Source organism: Natronomonas pharaonis DSM 2160, from assembly GCF_000026045.1.
In the GTDB taxonomy this organism is placed as follows: Archaea; Halobacteriota; Halobacteria; order Halobacteriales; family Haloarculaceae; genus Natronomonas; species Natronomonas pharaonis.
The window spans coordinates 1237415-1250709 of sequence record NC_007426.1 but is presented as its reverse complement, the minus strand read 5'-3'; the positions used below and the strand labels follow the sequence as shown (position 1 = coordinate 1250709).

Genomic DNA, 13295 nt, shown 5'->3' with positions numbered 1-13295 from the left:
ATGGACCCGACGACGACGGCGCTCCAGCAAGGTCTGCCCCGTCCGGGATGGCTGCCGGAGACCATCCCGCTGTGGGCCTACCGGCTTGTAATGGCCGTCGTCTTCCTTACCGTCGCTTACTATCTCTCGCAATTTGCCCGCCGGCTTCTGGCGCGCCGTATCGCCCGGCGGTTCGAGCGACCATCGGTTGGACAGACCGTTTTGCGGAGCATCCAGGCGGTTATCGTCTTCGTCGCTGTGATGACCGCTCTGGGGTTTTTTGGTATCGGGCTCGGTAACGTTGTCCTCTCGGTGGGTGTCTTCTCGGCAGTCGCAGGGATTATTCTCGCCCCTATTATCGGGAACTTGATAAATGGGGTCTTCATCCTCTCCGAGCAGCCCTATGAAATCGGCGATATGATAGAGCTCGAAGATACAGACACCAAGGGTTTTGTCGAGGATATCACGCTGTTTTATACGAAGGTTTTCACTCTCGATAACACGTTTATCGTGCTCCCGAACGGGTCGATGCGCGAACGGGATGTCATCAACTACTCCGCTGAAGACGCACGCGTTCGGCTGACCGCCGATGTCGGCGTCACGTACGAAAGCGACATCGAAACCGCGCGCGAACAGCTCCGGGCAGCAGCCCGTGATGTCGATGGCGTCATCAAAGGTGGCCCGGACATCCGCATCGGCAGCGCCAGATATCCGGCCGCTCCCGTCGTCCATATTCTGGAGTTCGGCGACAGCGAAGTGGCGCTCAGACTCCGGTTTTGGGTCCGGGAGCCGTACACACAGGCGACGGTTCGGTCGGCGGTGCTGACAAACGTCTGGGAGCGATTCGACGACCACGACATCGAGATTCCGTATCCCCACTCCCATCTGGTCTTCGACGACACCAGCGGCGAACTGCAGACTGCCATCCGCCGTCGAGGGCAACAAGCGGCCGCACGGCAAGGCGGCGCGACGACGAGAAACGAAGAGCAGGAGGCCCCAGCGTCGGAGCCGGGGACGGAGACAGAACCTACAGACGACGCGGGCGGGAGTCGCTAATTACGGAGCCGCCGTGATGACTTCACAGTCGAGTTCGTTCCGCAGGAACTGCTCGATGTTCGGGTCGTCGACGAGCCGGCTGACCAACCGCCGCCACCGGCTGGTCTGGTTTTCCCCGATAACGACGTAGTCCGCGTCCTCGGCGGCAACTTCGTCGAGAATCGTCTCCTCAACCAGAAAGCCCGGACGAACGACATAGCGGGCACGGTCGACGGTACCGAGCTCTGCTTCGACCGCGTTTTTGAGCTCCGTACGTGTCACTCGTCGGTCATTCTGGTATAGGTTGACATGCAGCACTGTGAGGTCGGCATCGTGGTCGTCAGCGACCTGAATGGCAGTCTGTAATGTCACCTTCGAGTTCGGCGACAGCGGATACCGCACCGGCGCGACGACGAGCGTCATTGCTGGACCCGAAGACCGCCGGCAGCCTGAAAGTTCCGGTCGCAGCCTCCGCATCAGAAGCTACAACGAGATTTTGGGTAATCGGTATGTTTTGGTGTGCTGTCAGTGAAACCGGCAGTAGGCTATGGCAGATGACATCCTGCAAGAACAGTTTGGGCCGCGGCTACAGGCAGCCGCGGTCGCCGGCATCGTGCTGCTTTTGGTCGTCGGTATCGCCTTTCTGTTTTCCGTCGCGACCGTCGACGAGGGCGACCGCGGCGTAAAGAAGGTTCAGGGGTCTGTTACCGGTGACGTTCTCGAGCCGGGGTGGCACTTCCCGCTCGTGCCGTTCTATCACTCCGTTGAATATATCGAAATCCGTCCACAGACCTACACGATGAGCGGTGACGTGTTCGAGGGCGATGTCGCAGAAGAAGACGCCGTCGACTTCCGGTCGGCCGACCAACAGCGGGTCGGCGCTGATATTACCGTTCGGTACCGCGTCAACGAGGACGGGGCCGACGAGTTCCACCGCGAGTGGAACACCATCGACCAGTACGAACAACGGCTGCTCAGACCGGAAACGGTTGATACGGTCGCCAGGGAGGCATCGGCGCTGAACGCCACCGAAGCCAACTCCGACGAAGGCCGTGAACTGCTCGGCGACATTATTGCCGATGAGTTGCGCTCCCAGTCGCCGCGCTACGTCGACATCGAGTCCGTGCAGGTCAGGGACATCCACTTCGACCCCGAGTTCGAGCAGGCGCTCGAACAGGTCGAAATCGCTCAACAGGAAGCCGACGCCGAGCGAACACGAGCACAGGGTGACGCCGACGCCGAGCGTATCCGCGCGGAGGGAGAAGCCGACGCGCTCCGAGAGGTACAGGAGGCGCTCACAGAAGAGAACCTCGCACTCGAACAGATTCGTGCCTACGACGAGGGGACCGTCTACGTCACCGACGGCGGCACGCCGGTTATCCTCGACCCCGAGGAGGGCTCACTTGACGATGAGGGGGTGACAGCGGATGATTAGAGCCGTCTTCCTCGGCGGGCTCTTGCTTTTGGCGCTCGTCGGCGTCATCCTGCTGTACCGGGTGACGCTAGCGAAACTCGAAACCAAGCAAACACTGGAGCAGCGAAAGCTCGAACACGAAGAGCGAAAAGAGCTGTTCGACGACGAGGACCTCTAGACGCCGACGCGGGTGATGCGCCCTTCGAGGGCCGGGGCGATACCAACGTCCGTGGCGTAATCGACGAGTATCTCATACTGGGTGTCGAGTTCGGCGATAACGTGGTCGCCGGTCAGCGTCGGGAACTCCACGTCGGTGTGGGTCAGAAACGACGAGACAGCGACGCGGTAGGTCCCCTCGTCGGCGACGGTGGTACCGCCGACAGTCGCCGAGCGCAGCCGGTCGTCGGTGTAGTCGTAGGTGACGGCTGCCCCCGAAAGATGGGCGTGCCACCAGTCGCTCTCTCCGAAGCCGGGGGTTTCAGCGGCCTCCTGGAACACGGCGCGCAGTTCCGCCCCCGTCAGCTCGGCGACGACGAGCGGTTCGTCGAAGGGGACGAGGCTGATGAGGTCAGCGACCGTCACCGGACCCGAAAGCGGCGGGCCGGTCCGGATGCCACCGCTGTTCTGGAGCCCGACAACCGGATAATCAATGCCGAACTCGCGTTCGGCGGCCCAGCGGTAGGCGTCGGCGACGAAGTTTCCGATGCGGCTTTCACCACGAAAGGCCTCGCCGTCAGTTCGGTGTATCGGCTCCTCGACGTGGGCGACGACGGAATCGAGCCCGGCGGCTGCCAGCCGCTGTCGATAGGTGGCTTCGAGGTCGACGTCAACAGGCCCGTCAGCGACTGCATGACGGGTCACCGCGCCGGTTTCCGGGTCGACCTCCAGCAGCGTTCCGCCGCCGCTGCCGGGACGGACACAGACTGTTCCGGCGACGTGCTCGACGCGTTCGGAGTGGACGTGGCCGCCGAGAATGACGTCGATGTCGACGGCCGCCGCCAGCCGGTCGTCAGCGCGGCCAAGGTGTGACAGCGCGACGACGTAGTCAACGCCGCGGCCCTTAAGCGCCGAGACGGCCTCGCGGGCGGCCGGAATCGGGTCCCGAAACTCGATGTCGCGGTCGGGGTCGCCGACAGAGGGAGTTGTGGGGTCGGTCAGTCCGAAGCAGCCGACCGTCGACTCGCCGACGGTAACGACCGTCCACGGCGCAACGCCGGCAAACGGCTCGTCGTCCTCGTAGACGTTCGCCGAGAGCCACTGCTGCGGTGACCTGGCGACGATATCGCGGAGGCGGTCGGGGCCGAAATCGAAGTCGTGGTTGCCGAACGTTTCGAGGTCGGGACCGGCAGCCGCAAAGAAATCAAGCGCCTGTTCGCCGTCGGCGACGAGCGGCACCACGCCCGGGGCGATGTTGTCGCCGGTGCCGCAGACGAGCGTCCGCTCGTCCCGCAGCGACTGGATAGTACCCGCGAGCCGGGCGATATGCTCGGGGTCGTCGTGGGCGTTCTCGATATCTGAGTAGTGTAACAGCCGCACGGTAGTCGGTTGGCGGGCCACGCTCAAAACCACACCGCCTGTGGACTACGACCAGCGCCCCGGTCGCACTGTGGGTCGGGGCTGGCCGCGACCGTGAGCGTTTTGCCGCCGGGTGGCACACCACCGGTATGGAGGAACGAACCGGGCCCGACGGCGAAACGCTGTACCTTTCGAGAGAGGCAGAGCGGGGAAACAAAGCGCCGTTCCGTGTCGTCTACAGCGACGCCGAGGGAACGCGTCGCTGGGGCTTTTTCTGTACGAACTGCGACACGTTTGACAACGCTGTCGACGCGATGGGACGAATTAAGTGCAACGAGTGTGCGAACTTCCACAAGGCCGAAGAATGGGACGCCGCCCACGAGTGAGACGTTGGGCTACTCGTCGTTGAGCGGTCCGTACTCGTCTATATCCGGTAGTCTGTCTTCATCCGGCGGGCCGTAGGTATCCATCAGCCCGGCATCCGTCGGCGCTTCGCCCTCGTCGTCGGCGGCCCCGCAGCCGCCGCAGTTACGGCCGGAGTCACCGAAGACGCCCTCGTTCCATTCTGTCACCTCGGGGTCGTCGGGCACCCACTCCGGGTCGGCGCCGAGACGGTCGATGTCTTCCTCAACGAGGGCTGCAAGGAGTTCAGCGACGGCGACGTAGAAGCCGCCCGTGTCCTGCTTTGCGACCTCCTCGGCGAATCGCCAGTACCAGCGGCCGAGGTGGTCCTCAAGGAACGACCGCTGTGCGCCGACGACAACGCTGACGCCTTCGGTGTCGTTTGCCTGTCGGAGCGTCGCCTCCCGGAACAGAAGGTGGCTCAAGAACTCCACCTGGAAGACGATGTTGTCGCCGCGGTCGCGCTCCTCCGGGGCGATTTCCAGCCCGAACGCTTGGTAGAACCCCTTCATGTCGGCGAGTTCGCGAACGGTCGTCACGAGCGGGCCGGGGAGGTAGGTGAGCTGATACGGTGAGACAGTAACACCCTCCTCGACGCCGAAAAGCGATGCCCACTCGCGGCGATGCTCGTCGAGGTCGGTGTAGGCGTCGGCGACGCGGTCGATGGCCTGCTCGATGCGTTTGTCGTCGTAGATGCTGGCCGATTCGCGGAGCTCCTCGATGAACGCCCCGTCGGCCATGGCCTCCCGGTGGTCATCGCCCGGGCGGTCGAGCGCCAGCGCCACCAGCCCGTATAGCCGCGAGCGGTGCGCAGCGTCGACGGCCGAGCCGGCTTCGAGCAGCGTACGGTCGACACTAGAGCCACCGGCGTCGGGACCGGTTCGCCGCTCGTCCGTCGTTTCTGACCGCGACCGGAGGATGTTGTTGCTCATCTGTCGCTCACCTCAGGTCACGTCCAGTCGATAGACGTCTTCGTCTTCGTCGTAGCGGTCCCGTTCGGCGGTCGGCTCGGTAATCGGCACCCGGCCGACCTCGTCGCCCTCGTAGAAGCCGACAGCCTCGTCGCCGTCGAGTTCGAAGCCGGTCAGCGACCACTCCGTGCTGCCCATCAGCTGCAGCAGCGCCTGCACGGCCGGCTCCTCGCCGTCCCGGGCGGCCTGGTACATCTCGATGGCGTCTTCGACGCCGGGGCCGAACATCTGTGTCAGGTAGTCCGTCGGCGCGGTAATCGGTGGGATGTAGTAGACGTTCGGCTCAAGCCCGAACTGCGGGTACAGCGGCAGGGCGATTTCCTTTTTGTGGACGAGGAAATCGACCGGGTTAACCCGCTCGTCGCTGGGGTCGCCGACGTTGGCCTCGTCGGGCGTGTTGATGTAGCCGTGGAGCCGAATTTTCCCGATACAGCTCTCGAAACACTGGGGGGCTTTCCCCTCCTCGGTCTTCGGGTAGCAGCCGACGCACTTCTGGGAGATGCCCTCCTGCATGTTGTAGATGGCCTTCTTGTAGGGACAGGCCTCGTTACACTGCTGCCATGCGACACAGTTGTCTTCGTCTATCAGCACGACGCCGTCCTCTTCGCGCTTGTAGATGGCCTGCGCCGGACACGAGCCCGCACAGGCAGCGTACGTGCAGTGGTTGCAGATGCGTGGGAGGTAGAAGAACCACACCGGGTGGGTGCTCTCGTCGAAGTGCGTATTCGGCGTCATCTCCTCGCCAGCCGGCTCGTCCTCGCCGAGGTTCGGGTAGCGCCAGTCATCGGTACTCGGCCGGAACCCGGCCATGTCGTCGGCGGCGCTACCGTCATCCTTGATGTCGGAGCCGTCGCCGATCCACTCGGCGCCCTTGGCCTCGAAGATGGTCTCTCCCTCGTAGGTGCCGTCTTCGTCCCACTCCATCTCGCCGAGTTCCTCGACGAGCCGCTGGTCCCAGCCGACAGGGTGGGAGCCGTAGGGCTTGGTTTCGACGTTGTTCCAGAACATGTGCTCTTGGCCCTCCTCGTGGGTCCACGTCGTCTTGCAGGCCAGCGTACATGTCTGGCATTCAATGCACTTGTTCAGGTCGAAGACGCCGGCCCACTGGTCGTCCGGGCGGGCCTCTTCGTACGGATACTCCATCTCGCGGCCGAGTTGCCAGTTTTCTACCTGTGGCATGATTAGTCACCTCCAGTTTCAGCGTAGCCGCCGCTGATGTAGCGGCGCAGGTCAGTGTCCTCTCCGAGGTCTTCGTAGCCGGGGCGTAGGCCGAGTTCGGCGGGCCGCCAGAGACCCTCGCCGTCCTCGCCAGCATCGCCTTCCTTCTCGAACTTGACGAACGACTCTCGGGGAGCGCCGTTCGCACAGTGGACGTCAGGCTCGAAGCCTTGTCCGATGGTCTGGCCCATCAGGTTCTTGCGGTTCATCTCGTCTGTCAGCAGCGTCGGCCGAAGCCACGTCCGGGTTGTGCTCTGGTGGCCGCCGCGGCGGTACAGCGAAACGTAGTCGGTTTCTTCGTTTTTCGCCAGCCCCTCACGGTCCGGGGTCGCCTCGGTCGTCCCGTGGGTCGCCTGATTGAGGTTGAACCAGCTACGGGTGATGTTTTCGGGCATCGCCGGCTGGTAGCGGACGCGCATCAGGGCGCGGGCGTACTCGTCGGGGTCGCCGTCCGCGCCGATGTACGGGCGGTCGTCGGGGTCGGCGTCGACCCAGACGTAGTCGCCGTCCTCGAAGCCTTCCTCGCGGGCGTCGTTCGGGTTCATCTCGACGTAGCCCTCACCGAAGTAGGGCTTTCGCTCGTCCTCGCGGTCCATGTCCCCGAACGGCCCCCACCAGACGGCGATGTTCGGCACCACCACCGTGCTTGCGGGCATAATCTATCACGTATCCGTAACGTGCTAATCTTTATCTACCGTGCCGACTAACGCTCGTCTGAATGGGAGCCGTTACCACATCCCTCGACGAGGAGGCACGGACCATCTTCCGCGACCTCGGCTACGAGGTGACGACGGAAAACGACGAACTGCGGGCCGAGCGGAAATGGCGGACCGTTCACGTGACGACAGCCGACCCAGAAGAGGCAAACACCTATGGCCGGCTCCGCTGTTTCGTTGCCGACGCCGACCGTGCCGGTGAGGTCCGCGACCGACTGCTCGGGCTCGAACCCGATTACGACTGGGCAGTTATGAGCGTCGAGGACGGCGATTATCAGGTTCTCCACCCGAGCGCCGACGTGCTACCGGCGCCGTAATTACGGTTTTTCATCGGCGGAGCGTTCCGCAGTCGCGGCGGCGACCCCCGTTCCGGGGTCGACATCGACACCGTGAGCGACGAGTGTCTCGCCGAGCGCGCCAAGCGTCTCAAGGATGGGGCCACGGCGCGCGCCGTGACCCATGCAGCCGATACGGACCGCCTCGTCGGCGAAGGCACCCAGCCCTGTCGCGATCTCGACGTTGTGGTCGTCCCGCATCGTCGCGACAACCGCCCCAGGGGTGAGGCCGTCGGGGAGCCGTGCAGTCGTCAGGCTCGGTAGCCGAGCGTTCTCGTCGACGACCGGCTCAAGGCCCAGTTCCCACAAGCCCGCCTGTAGGGCCGCCGAGAACCGCCGGTGGCGCTGCCAGCGGGCTTCGAGACCCTCCTCCTGTACCAACCGGAGCGCCTCCCGGAGTGCGTAGACGTTGTTGACAGGAGCGGTGTGATGGTAGGCCCGCTCGTCGCCCCAGTACTCATCGAGCAACGAGAGGTCCAGATACCACGACCGGACGGCCTCGTCGCGGTCGAGTATCTTCTCCATCGCCGCGTCGTTGACCGAAAGCGGGCTCGCACCGGGCGGACAGGAAAGACACTTCTGGCCGGCGCTGTAGGCGACATCGACGCCCCATTCGTCCATCCGGAACTCGACGCCGCCGAGGGAGGTCACACAGTCGGCGACAACGAGCGCCCCGTGGTCGTGGGCAGCCGCGGTTATCTCTTCCATCGACGGTTGCAGGACACCGGTCGAGGTTTCGGCGTGGACGACACCGACAACGTCGGGGTCGTGTGTCGCACAGGCATCCCGAACGGCAGCGGGGTCGAGCGGCTCGCCCCACGCGGTTTCGACGACAGCGACCTCGCCGCCGGCCCGGCGGACCATCTCGGCCATTCGGTCGCCGAAGTAGCCGTTCCCGGGAACGACGGCGGTATCGCCCGGCGCAACGAGGTTGGCGATGGCGGCCTCCATCGCCGCCGACCCCGTCCCGCTTACCGGGATGGTCCACTCGTTTTCCGTCCCCAGCGTCGCCCGCAGGAGTTCCTGGGTCTCGTCCATCATCTCGACGAACCCCGGGTCGAGATGGCCCACCGGCGGCGTTCCGAACGCCGCCAGAACACGCGGGTGCGTCTCACTCGGACCGGGACCCATCAACAGCCGCTCGGGCGGCCGCAACTCGTCGACGTCGATGCTGTCCATACACGAACGTGATTATCGGGGGCACAAAAGCGTACGGAAAACTCGCCGGAAAGGAAACCTATTTTCGATTCGGAGATAGCTTTAGTAGCCCTCGGGGAGAATGACGGCCTGCGATGGTATTCAAGAAAATCACGCTCATCGGAACGAGCGACGAGAGCTTCGATGCCGCGGCCGACGACGCCCTCGACCGCGCTGAGGACACCCTCGACAACATCTACTGGGCCGAAGTCGAGGAGTTCGGCGTCGAGGTAGCAAACGCTGACGGCCGCGAGTACCAAGCGGAAGTCGAAGTGGCCTTCGAGCTGGAGTAAGCCGCCCCCGCTACTTTTTGAGTTCGTCGGCGATATCGTGGACCGCCTCCTCGATGCGCTCGCCGACCTCGGTGTGCCGGTAGGCAACCGCCAGTCGATAGACGACGAAGTAGCTGATGACAGTGGCGATGACTGCGAGGATGAGGTTCCCGACAAGGAGCCGGACGATGATGTCCGGACCAGCCGACAGCGAAGCACTCGTCGGGGAAACGCCTTCGACCGGGCCGAGAATCGCCACCCCGAGCGCAAAACTCGCTCCGTAAACGCCCCACTTGACGACCGGGTTGAACACGACGACCGAGGCGAGCAGCGCGACCTTGCTGATGCGGTCGAAGATTGCCACAAGCACGACAAAGAGCACCAGCCCTGTCCCGAGCGTCGGCAGCATCGTAATGAACGTGCCGAGCGCGAAGCTCCCGGAGACTTCCTTCGGCGGATGCTCCTCTTCGAGGGCGGTTCGGAGCGCCCCGCGTATCCGCGCACGGTACGACCCGAGACGGCTGGAGGCCATTCGTTCTGTATTTGACTGCCAGCGTAAGAAATGTAGCGGACGAATCAGCAGTACGAACGCTACCTACGTCCGGAACGACTCGCCGCAGCCACACTCGCTTTCGACGTTGGGGTTTTCGACGCTGAAGCCCTTGCCTTGCAGTCCCCCTTCGAAGTCGAGTACGGACCCCTCGATGTAGTTCTGGCTGGACGGGTCGATGAAGACCCGGAGCCCGTGATGTTCGGTAATCGCATCGTCGTCTTCCGGTGCGTCGTCGAAGCGGAGCCCGTATGATAGGCCGGCACAGCCGCCCTGTTGGACGAACAGCCGGAGGCCCGCCTCGTCGGTATCGTAGCCCTCGTTTTCGATGAGGGAAATCGCCTGTTCAGCGGCGTCCTCGGTGACCTCGACCGGGTCGGTGTCGACGCTCTGGCTCATATACCACTATACTATGGCTATGTCAATAACCCTGACGCTCGGAACGACGTCCGGCCGGTATCGTGCCGAGAGAGCCTACCGGACGGGCGTCACGCTGGACCCCTCCGCCATAATGGTTTTATTCTCTGATAGCGTATATATTTACGAAACATGAACAAACACTTCGAAGACACCCGCTACTACCTGAAACGCGCCGGACAGACCGCCAAGGAAGGCGTCGCCGAAGAACTCGAACCGGTCCGCGAGCGCGTCGACGACCTCATCGACCGAGAAGAAGAAGAGCCGGAGCCCGGCCGATTCGAGGAGGTACGGGAGGACCTCGCGGCACTACAAGAGCGTGCAGAAGGCGAGACACGGGAAGCGATTGCGGATGCCCGAGAGAAAATCAACGGCTACCGGGAGCACCGCGACGACAACTAGGTCGGTTGAAAAGGGTTAAGTCCGGGGCGGCGATATCTTCTTTCGCTGGGTCGGTGGTCTAGGTCGGTTATGACACCTCCTTCACACGGAGGAAGCCGGCGGTTCAAATCCGCCCCGACCCATTCTGCGATGAACGGACGTGAAGAGCGGATGGGCTCAGCGGTTTGTGCCCAGAGAACGAGCGAAGCGAGTTCTCGCGGTTCAAATCCGCCCCGGCCCACTGATTTCTGTCATCAGCTCCCAATAATATTTGTATCTGGCTACGGCAGAGCACGTATGGCTGACGACACTGTTACCGTTACCATCGAAACGCCGGACAACCGTGACGAAATCGAAGTAGTACCCGAGGCAATCGATGTTCTTAACGAAAGCGACGAAGGGATGCCAACGGTTATCGGAGACCTCGCGATGCTCGGCGTTGCACAGCAGCTCCACGCCGTCCTCCACCACGCACAGGGCGACATAGGTGTAGAAGAAAGCGATGCAAACGAGCAAGCGATGGAGCGGACAATGGAGCTCTTCGAAGAACGGTTCGGACAGCCGTTCGAAGAGATGATGGGACACGGACATTAAAAACGGACCGACAGACCGATGCGGTCGTAGACTTCGTCCGTTCCTCTCTCGCGGGTCTGTTGTCCCGATACGTACTTTATTTCGACCGGTATTTGACGCCGAAGTGATGGCCGCCTGCACACTCGGCCTCGGAGACGTTTTTGTCACCGCGGATGCCGGTCCGATACGACTTGACGACCTTCTTGATGTCCACCCCATCAGGTACCGTGACGGTGTTGTCTGTCTCACAGTACGGACACGCAACTGTGGCTGAAGGCATACACTACGGTACATGCTCCCACACAATGGATATTTCGGTTGCGAGGGTCCGAACAGCAGACCGGATGTCAATGCGCTGTTGTGCAGCACGCGCCGCGCGCCGCCACGTTCGCTACCTATTTCGAGCCGGAACGCATACGCGGCTGTATGTGTGGGCGATACACGCTCTTTACGCCGCCCGACGAACTTGAATCCCGGTTCGACGCGACCGTCGGTTTCGAGTTCGAGCCGCGGTACAACGCTGCACCGGGACAGCAGCTGCCGGTCGTCGTCGACACCGACCCCGGCCGCATTCAGCGTCTGGAGTGGGGGCTCGTTCCCCGATGGGCCGATGATGATAGCGGCGGCCATATCAACGCCCGCTCCGAGACGGTTGCCGAAAAGCCGGCCTTTGCCGAGGCCTACCAGCGTCGCCGGTGTCTCGTCCTCGCCGATGGCTTCTACGAGTGGGCCGACCGCGGCGACGGCAAGCGTCCCTACCGCGTGGCCTTCGATGACGACCGCCCGTTCGCGATGGCGGGGGTCTGGGAACGGTGGACCCCCGAGACACAACAGGTTGGGCTGGACGCCTTCGGCGACGGGGCTACCGACGGCGGAGACCCCGAGCCGCTGGAGACGTTCACCATACTGACAACAGAGCCGAACGGGGTCGTAGAGCCGCTCCACCATCGCATGGCAGTCATCCTCAATGCTGACGATGAGGGCGCGTGGCTCAACGGTGATTCGGTCTCGCTGTCGCCCGCATCCGGCGATAACATGCGTATCACACCAGTATCGAGTGCGGTCAACGACCCGAGCAACGACCGGCCGGGGCTCATCAAGCCGGCCGACACAGACCGGCAACGGTAAGGGACCGGCCGCCGCTCACCCGCGTATGAAGTTCGCACGCATCGACACAGACGATGGCGTCTTTGAAGGCGAGTACGACGATGGAACCGTTCACACCGACGAGGGGAGCTACGAACCGGCGGAATACGAGCTACTCGCGCCGTGTGAGCCGTCGGTCTTCTACTGTGTCGGCCGAAACTTCGGCGAGAAAGTCGACCAGATGGATTACGAGGTACCGGAGGTCCCGGACTTTTTCATCAAGCCCCCGGTCTCGCTGCACGACCCCGAGACGCCGATTCCGTACCCGTCGTTCTCCGAGGAGCTAACCTACGCCGGCGAGCTTGCGGCCGTCATCGACACCGAGTGCAAAAACGTCGCCGAGGACGAAGTCGATGATGTCGTTCGGGGGTATACCATCCTCAACGACCTCGACTGTCTCGACCAAGAGCGTCGCACCGCCCGGAAAGCGTTCGACTCCTCCGGACCGCTCGGTCCGGTCGTCGCTGACATCGACCCCGTTGGCCTCGACATGACGACACACATCAACGGCGAGCTCCGGCAGGAGGACAACACCGAGAACATGTTCATCAAGCCGCGAGAGGTCATTTCCTTCCTCTCCGAGCGGTTTACGCTCAAGCCAGACGACGTCATCAGCTTCGGCAGCCCGGCAAACCCCGGCCTGCTCGAACGCGGCGACGAGATAGAAATCTACTACGAGGGTATCGGAACGCTTCGTAACACCGTCGGCGGCGATTAGCTGATATCGACGACGAGCACCGGCCGGTCGCCGTCTTTGATAACGCGTTCGGTCGTGCTGCCGAGGTTGAGCCGCTTTTCGCGTCCGGTCCGGCCGTGGGTTCCGAGCACAAGCAGGTCGACCGCTTCGTCGTCGGCATACGAGAGGATTTCGCGGTACGGGACACCGCTGGGCGTTGCGGCCGTCACGTCGAGGCCGGCGTCAGTAGCGCGGGCGGTCAGTTCCTCGACAGCATCGTTGGCTTCAGCAGCGAGGTCCTCCCTGACCTCCTCTTTGTCCTCCGGCGCGGCCGCGAGGATGACGCGTTCGTCGACGACGGAGACGATGTGTAAATCGGCGTCGTAGGAGTTTGCCGCCTCAATGGCGTGGGAAAGCGCTTCGCTGGCGTTCTCGCTGCCGTCCGTCGGCAACAGGATGGAATCGTACATGTCGGCTCCTGCGATGGCCACCTACTTG

Annotated in this window: 19 protein-coding genes, 1 tRNA gene and 1 pseudogene; 11 read left to right on the top strand and 10 right to left on the bottom strand. The window is 63.2% G+C overall.

What is annotated here, in order from left to right; genetic code table 11:
• Complete coding sequence (locus tag NP_RS06400; RefSeq protein WP_011323015.1) at positions 1–1035, top strand: mechanosensitive ion channel family protein; 1035 nt, start codon at positions 1–3, stop codon at positions 1033–1035.
• Here NP_RS06400 and NP_RS06395 read toward each other — a convergent pair whose 3' ends face one another.
• Complete coding sequence (locus NP_RS06395; RefSeq protein ID WP_011323014.1) at positions 1036–1437, bottom strand: universal stress protein; 402 nt, start codon at positions 1435–1437, stop codon at positions 1036–1038.
• Between the two features lie 124 nt (positions 1438–1561).
• Here NP_RS06395 and NP_RS06390 point away from each other — a divergent pair, with 124 nt between their 5' ends.
• Positions 1562–2449 (top strand): prohibitin family protein, encoded by an 888-nt coding sequence (locus NP_RS06390; RefSeq protein ID WP_011323013.1) that lies wholly within the window; start codon positions 1562–1564, stop codon positions 2447–2449.
• Entirely contained in the window at positions 2442–2606 is a 165-nt protein-coding gene (locus tag NP_RS14570; protein ID WP_011323012.1) for a hypothetical protein, read from the top strand. The genes NP_RS06390 and NP_RS14570 overlap by 8 nt, the downstream gene beginning before the upstream one ends.
• On the opposite strand, the gene NP_RS06385 is transcribed toward NP_RS14570, so the two are convergent.
• Positions 2603–3964, bottom strand: a complete 1362-nt coding sequence (locus tag NP_RS06385) for a bifunctional metallophosphatase/5'-nucleotidase (RefSeq protein WP_232503984.1) — start codon at positions 3962–3964, stop codon at positions 2603–2605. The genes NP_RS14570 and NP_RS06385 overlap by 4 nt on opposite strands.
• Before the next feature lie 128 nt (positions 3965–4092).
• On the opposite strand from NP_RS06385, the gene NP_RS06380 reads away from it, so the two are divergent.
• Positions 4093–4329: a DUF5816 domain-containing protein gene (locus tag NP_RS06380; protein ID WP_011323010.1), complete on the top strand. Its 237-nt coding sequence runs from the start codon at positions 4093–4095 to the stop codon at positions 4327–4329.
• A 9-nt stretch (positions 4330–4338) separates the two neighbouring features.
• Here NP_RS06380 and NP_RS06375 read toward each other — a convergent pair whose 3' ends face one another.
• The 3 genes and pseudogenes from NP_RS06375 to NP_RS06365 form a co-directional block, all read right to left on the bottom strand.
• A complete protein-coding gene (locus tag NP_RS06375; protein WP_011323009.1) occupies positions 4339–5277 on the bottom strand; it encodes a TorD/DmsD family molecular chaperone in 939 nt (312 codons plus the stop codon).
• A gap of 12 nt (positions 5278–5289) precedes the next feature.
• A complete protein-coding gene (locus NP_RS06370) occupies positions 5290–6495 on the bottom strand; it encodes a 4Fe-4S dicluster domain-containing protein (protein WP_049939543.1) in 1206 nt (401 codons plus the stop codon).
• 2 nt (positions 6496–6497) lie between these two features.
• Positions 6498–7169: pseudogene (locus NP_RS06365) on the bottom strand (molybdopterin-dependent oxidoreductase); the annotation flags it as partial.
• A gap of 83 nt (positions 7170–7252) precedes the next feature.
• Here NP_RS06365 and NP_RS06360 point away from each other — a divergent pair.
• Complete coding sequence (locus NP_RS06360; protein ID WP_011323006.1) at positions 7253–7567, top strand: DUF7116 family protein; 315 nt, start codon at positions 7253–7255, stop codon at positions 7565–7567.
• On the opposite strand, the gene NP_RS06355 is transcribed toward NP_RS06360, so the two are convergent.
• On the bottom strand, positions 7568–8764 hold the full coding sequence (locus NP_RS06355) for a pyridoxal-phosphate-dependent aminotransferase family protein (RefSeq protein ID WP_011323005.1): 1197 nt from the start codon (positions 8762–8764) through the stop codon (positions 7568–7570).
• A 113-nt stretch (positions 8765–8877) separates the two neighbouring features.
• Here NP_RS06355 and NP_RS06350 point away from each other — a divergent pair, with 113 nt between their 5' ends.
• Positions 8878–9075, top strand: coding sequence for a dodecin (locus NP_RS06350; protein ID WP_011323004.1), 198 nt, complete (start codon positions 8878–8880; stop codon positions 9073–9075).
• A 10-nt stretch (positions 9076–9085) separates the two neighbouring features.
• Here the strand turns inward: NP_RS06350 and NP_RS06345 are convergent, their stop codons facing one another.
• A complete protein-coding gene (locus NP_RS06345) occupies positions 9086–9586 on the bottom strand; it encodes a DUF2062 domain-containing protein (RefSeq protein WP_011323003.1) in 501 nt (166 codons plus the stop codon).
• A gap of 63 nt (positions 9587–9649) precedes the next feature.
• The gene (locus NP_RS06340; RefSeq protein WP_011323002.1) at positions 9650–10003 is read right to left on the bottom strand and encodes a HesB/IscA family protein; all 354 of its coding nucleotides are present in this window, start codon (positions 10001–10003) and stop codon (positions 9650–9652) included.
• A gap of 150 nt (positions 10004–10153) precedes the next feature.
• Here NP_RS06340 and NP_RS06335 point away from each other — a divergent pair, with 150 nt between their 5' ends.
• The 3 genes from NP_RS06335 (at position 10154) to NP_RS06325 (ending at position 10996) form a co-directional block, all read left to right on the top strand.
• Positions 10154–10423: a DUF7553 family protein gene (locus NP_RS06335; RefSeq protein WP_011323001.1), complete on the top strand. Its 270-nt coding sequence runs from the start codon at positions 10154–10156 to the stop codon at positions 10421–10423.
• Between the two features lie 47 nt (positions 10424–10470).
• A tRNA-Val gene (locus tag NP_RS06330) sits at positions 10471–10545 on the top strand.
• Positions 10546–10699: 154 nt separating this feature from the next.
• Entirely contained in the window at positions 10700–10996 is a 297-nt protein-coding gene (locus NP_RS06325; protein ID WP_011323000.1) for a DUF7545 family protein, read from the top strand.
• Between the two features lie 76 nt (positions 10997–11072).
• Here the strand turns inward: NP_RS06325 and NP_RS14365 are convergent, their stop codons facing one another.
• Positions 11073–11255, bottom strand: coding sequence for a hypothetical protein (locus NP_RS14365; RefSeq protein WP_011322999.1), 183 nt, complete (start codon positions 11253–11255; stop codon positions 11073–11075).
• A 146-nt stretch (positions 11256–11401) separates the two neighbouring features.
• Between NP_RS14365 and NP_RS06320 the strand changes: the two genes are divergently transcribed.
• Both NP_RS06320 and NP_RS06315 read left to right on the top strand, forming a co-directional pair.
• The gene (locus NP_RS06320) at positions 11402–12103 is read left to right on the top strand and encodes an SOS response-associated peptidase (protein ID WP_011322998.1); all 702 of its coding nucleotides are present in this window, start codon (positions 11402–11404) and stop codon (positions 12101–12103) included.
• 25 nt (positions 12104–12128) lie between these two features.
• Positions 12129–12839 carry a fumarylacetoacetate hydrolase family protein gene (locus tag NP_RS06315; RefSeq protein ID WP_011322997.1) on the top strand — a complete coding sequence of 237 codons (711 nt, stop codon included), beginning with the start codon at positions 12129–12131 and terminating at the stop codon, positions 12837–12839.
• On the opposite strand, the gene NP_RS06310 is transcribed toward NP_RS06315, so the two are convergent.
• Positions 12836–13267 carry a universal stress protein gene (locus NP_RS06310; protein ID WP_011322996.1) on the bottom strand — a complete coding sequence of 144 codons (432 nt, stop codon included), beginning with the start codon at positions 13265–13267 and terminating at the stop codon, positions 12836–12838. The genes NP_RS06315 and NP_RS06310 overlap by 4 nt on opposite strands.
• Between the last annotated feature and the right edge of the window lie 28 nt (positions 13268–13295).

What these genes read in the sequence shown, in the direction of transcription:
- NP_RS14570 (WP_011323012.1), top strand. Translation starts at nt 2,442, where the DNA reads ATGATTAGAGCCGTCTTCCTCGGCGGGCTCTTGCTTTTGGCGCTCGTC.
- NP_RS06360 (WP_011323006.1), top strand. Translation starts at nt 7,253, where the DNA reads ATGGGAGCCGTTACCACATCCCTCGACGAGGAGGCACGGACCATCTTC.
- NP_RS06325 (WP_011323000.1), top strand. Translation starts at nt 10,700, where the DNA reads ATGGCTGACGACACTGTTACCGTTACCATCGAAACGCCGGACAACCGT.
- NP_RS06395 (WP_011323014.1), bottom strand. Translation starts at nt 1,437, where the DNA reads ATGACGCTCGTCGTCGCGCCGGTGCGGTATCCGCTGTCGCCGAACTCG.
- NP_RS06380 (WP_011323010.1), top strand. Translation starts at nt 4,093, where the DNA reads ATGGAGGAACGAACCGGGCCCGACGGCGAAACGCTGTACCTTTCGAGA.
- NP_RS06345 (WP_011323003.1), bottom strand. Translation starts at nt 9,586, where the DNA reads ATGGCCTCCAGCCGTCTCGGGTCGTACCGTGCGCGGATACGCGGGGCG.
- NP_RS06350 (WP_011323004.1), top strand. Translation starts at nt 8,878, where the DNA reads ATGGTATTCAAGAAAATCACGCTCATCGGAACGAGCGACGAGAGCTTC.
- NP_RS06400 (WP_011323015.1), top strand. Translation starts at nt 1, where the DNA reads ATGGACCCGACGACGACGGCGCTCCAGCAAGGTCTGCCCCGTCCGGGA.
- NP_RS14365 (WP_011322999.1), bottom strand. Translation starts at nt 11,255, where the DNA reads ATGCCTTCAGCCACAGTTGCGTGTCCGTACTGTGAGACAGACAACACC.
- NP_RS06370 (WP_049939543.1), bottom strand. Translation starts at nt 6,495, where the DNA reads ATGCCACAGGTAGAAAACTGGCAACTCGGCCGCGAGATGGAGTATCCG.
- NP_RS06310 (WP_011322996.1), bottom strand. Translation starts at nt 13,267, where the DNA reads ATGTACGATTCCATCCTGTTGCCGACGGACGGCAGCGAGAACGCCAGC.
- NP_RS06340 (WP_011323002.1), bottom strand. Translation starts at nt 10,003, where the DNA reads ATGAGCCAGAGCGTCGACACCGACCCGGTCGAGGTCACCGAGGACGCC.
- NP_RS06320 (WP_011322998.1), top strand. Translation starts at nt 11,402, where the DNA reads ATGTGTGGGCGATACACGCTCTTTACGCCGCCCGACGAACTTGAATCC.
- NP_RS06375 (WP_011323009.1), bottom strand. Translation starts at nt 5,277, where the DNA reads ATGAGCAACAACATCCTCCGGTCGCGGTCAGAAACGACGGACGAGCGG.
- NP_RS06315 (WP_011322997.1), top strand. Translation starts at nt 12,129, where the DNA reads ATGAAGTTCGCACGCATCGACACAGACGATGGCGTCTTTGAAGGCGAG.
- NP_RS06335 (WP_011323001.1), top strand. Translation starts at nt 10,154, where the DNA reads ATGAACAAACACTTCGAAGACACCCGCTACTACCTGAAACGCGCCGGA.
- NP_RS06355 (WP_011323005.1), bottom strand. Translation starts at nt 8,764, where the DNA reads ATGGACAGCATCGACGTCGACGAGTTGCGGCCGCCCGAGCGGCTGTTG.
- NP_RS06390 (WP_011323013.1), top strand. Translation starts at nt 1,562, where the DNA reads ATGGCAGATGACATCCTGCAAGAACAGTTTGGGCCGCGGCTACAGGCA.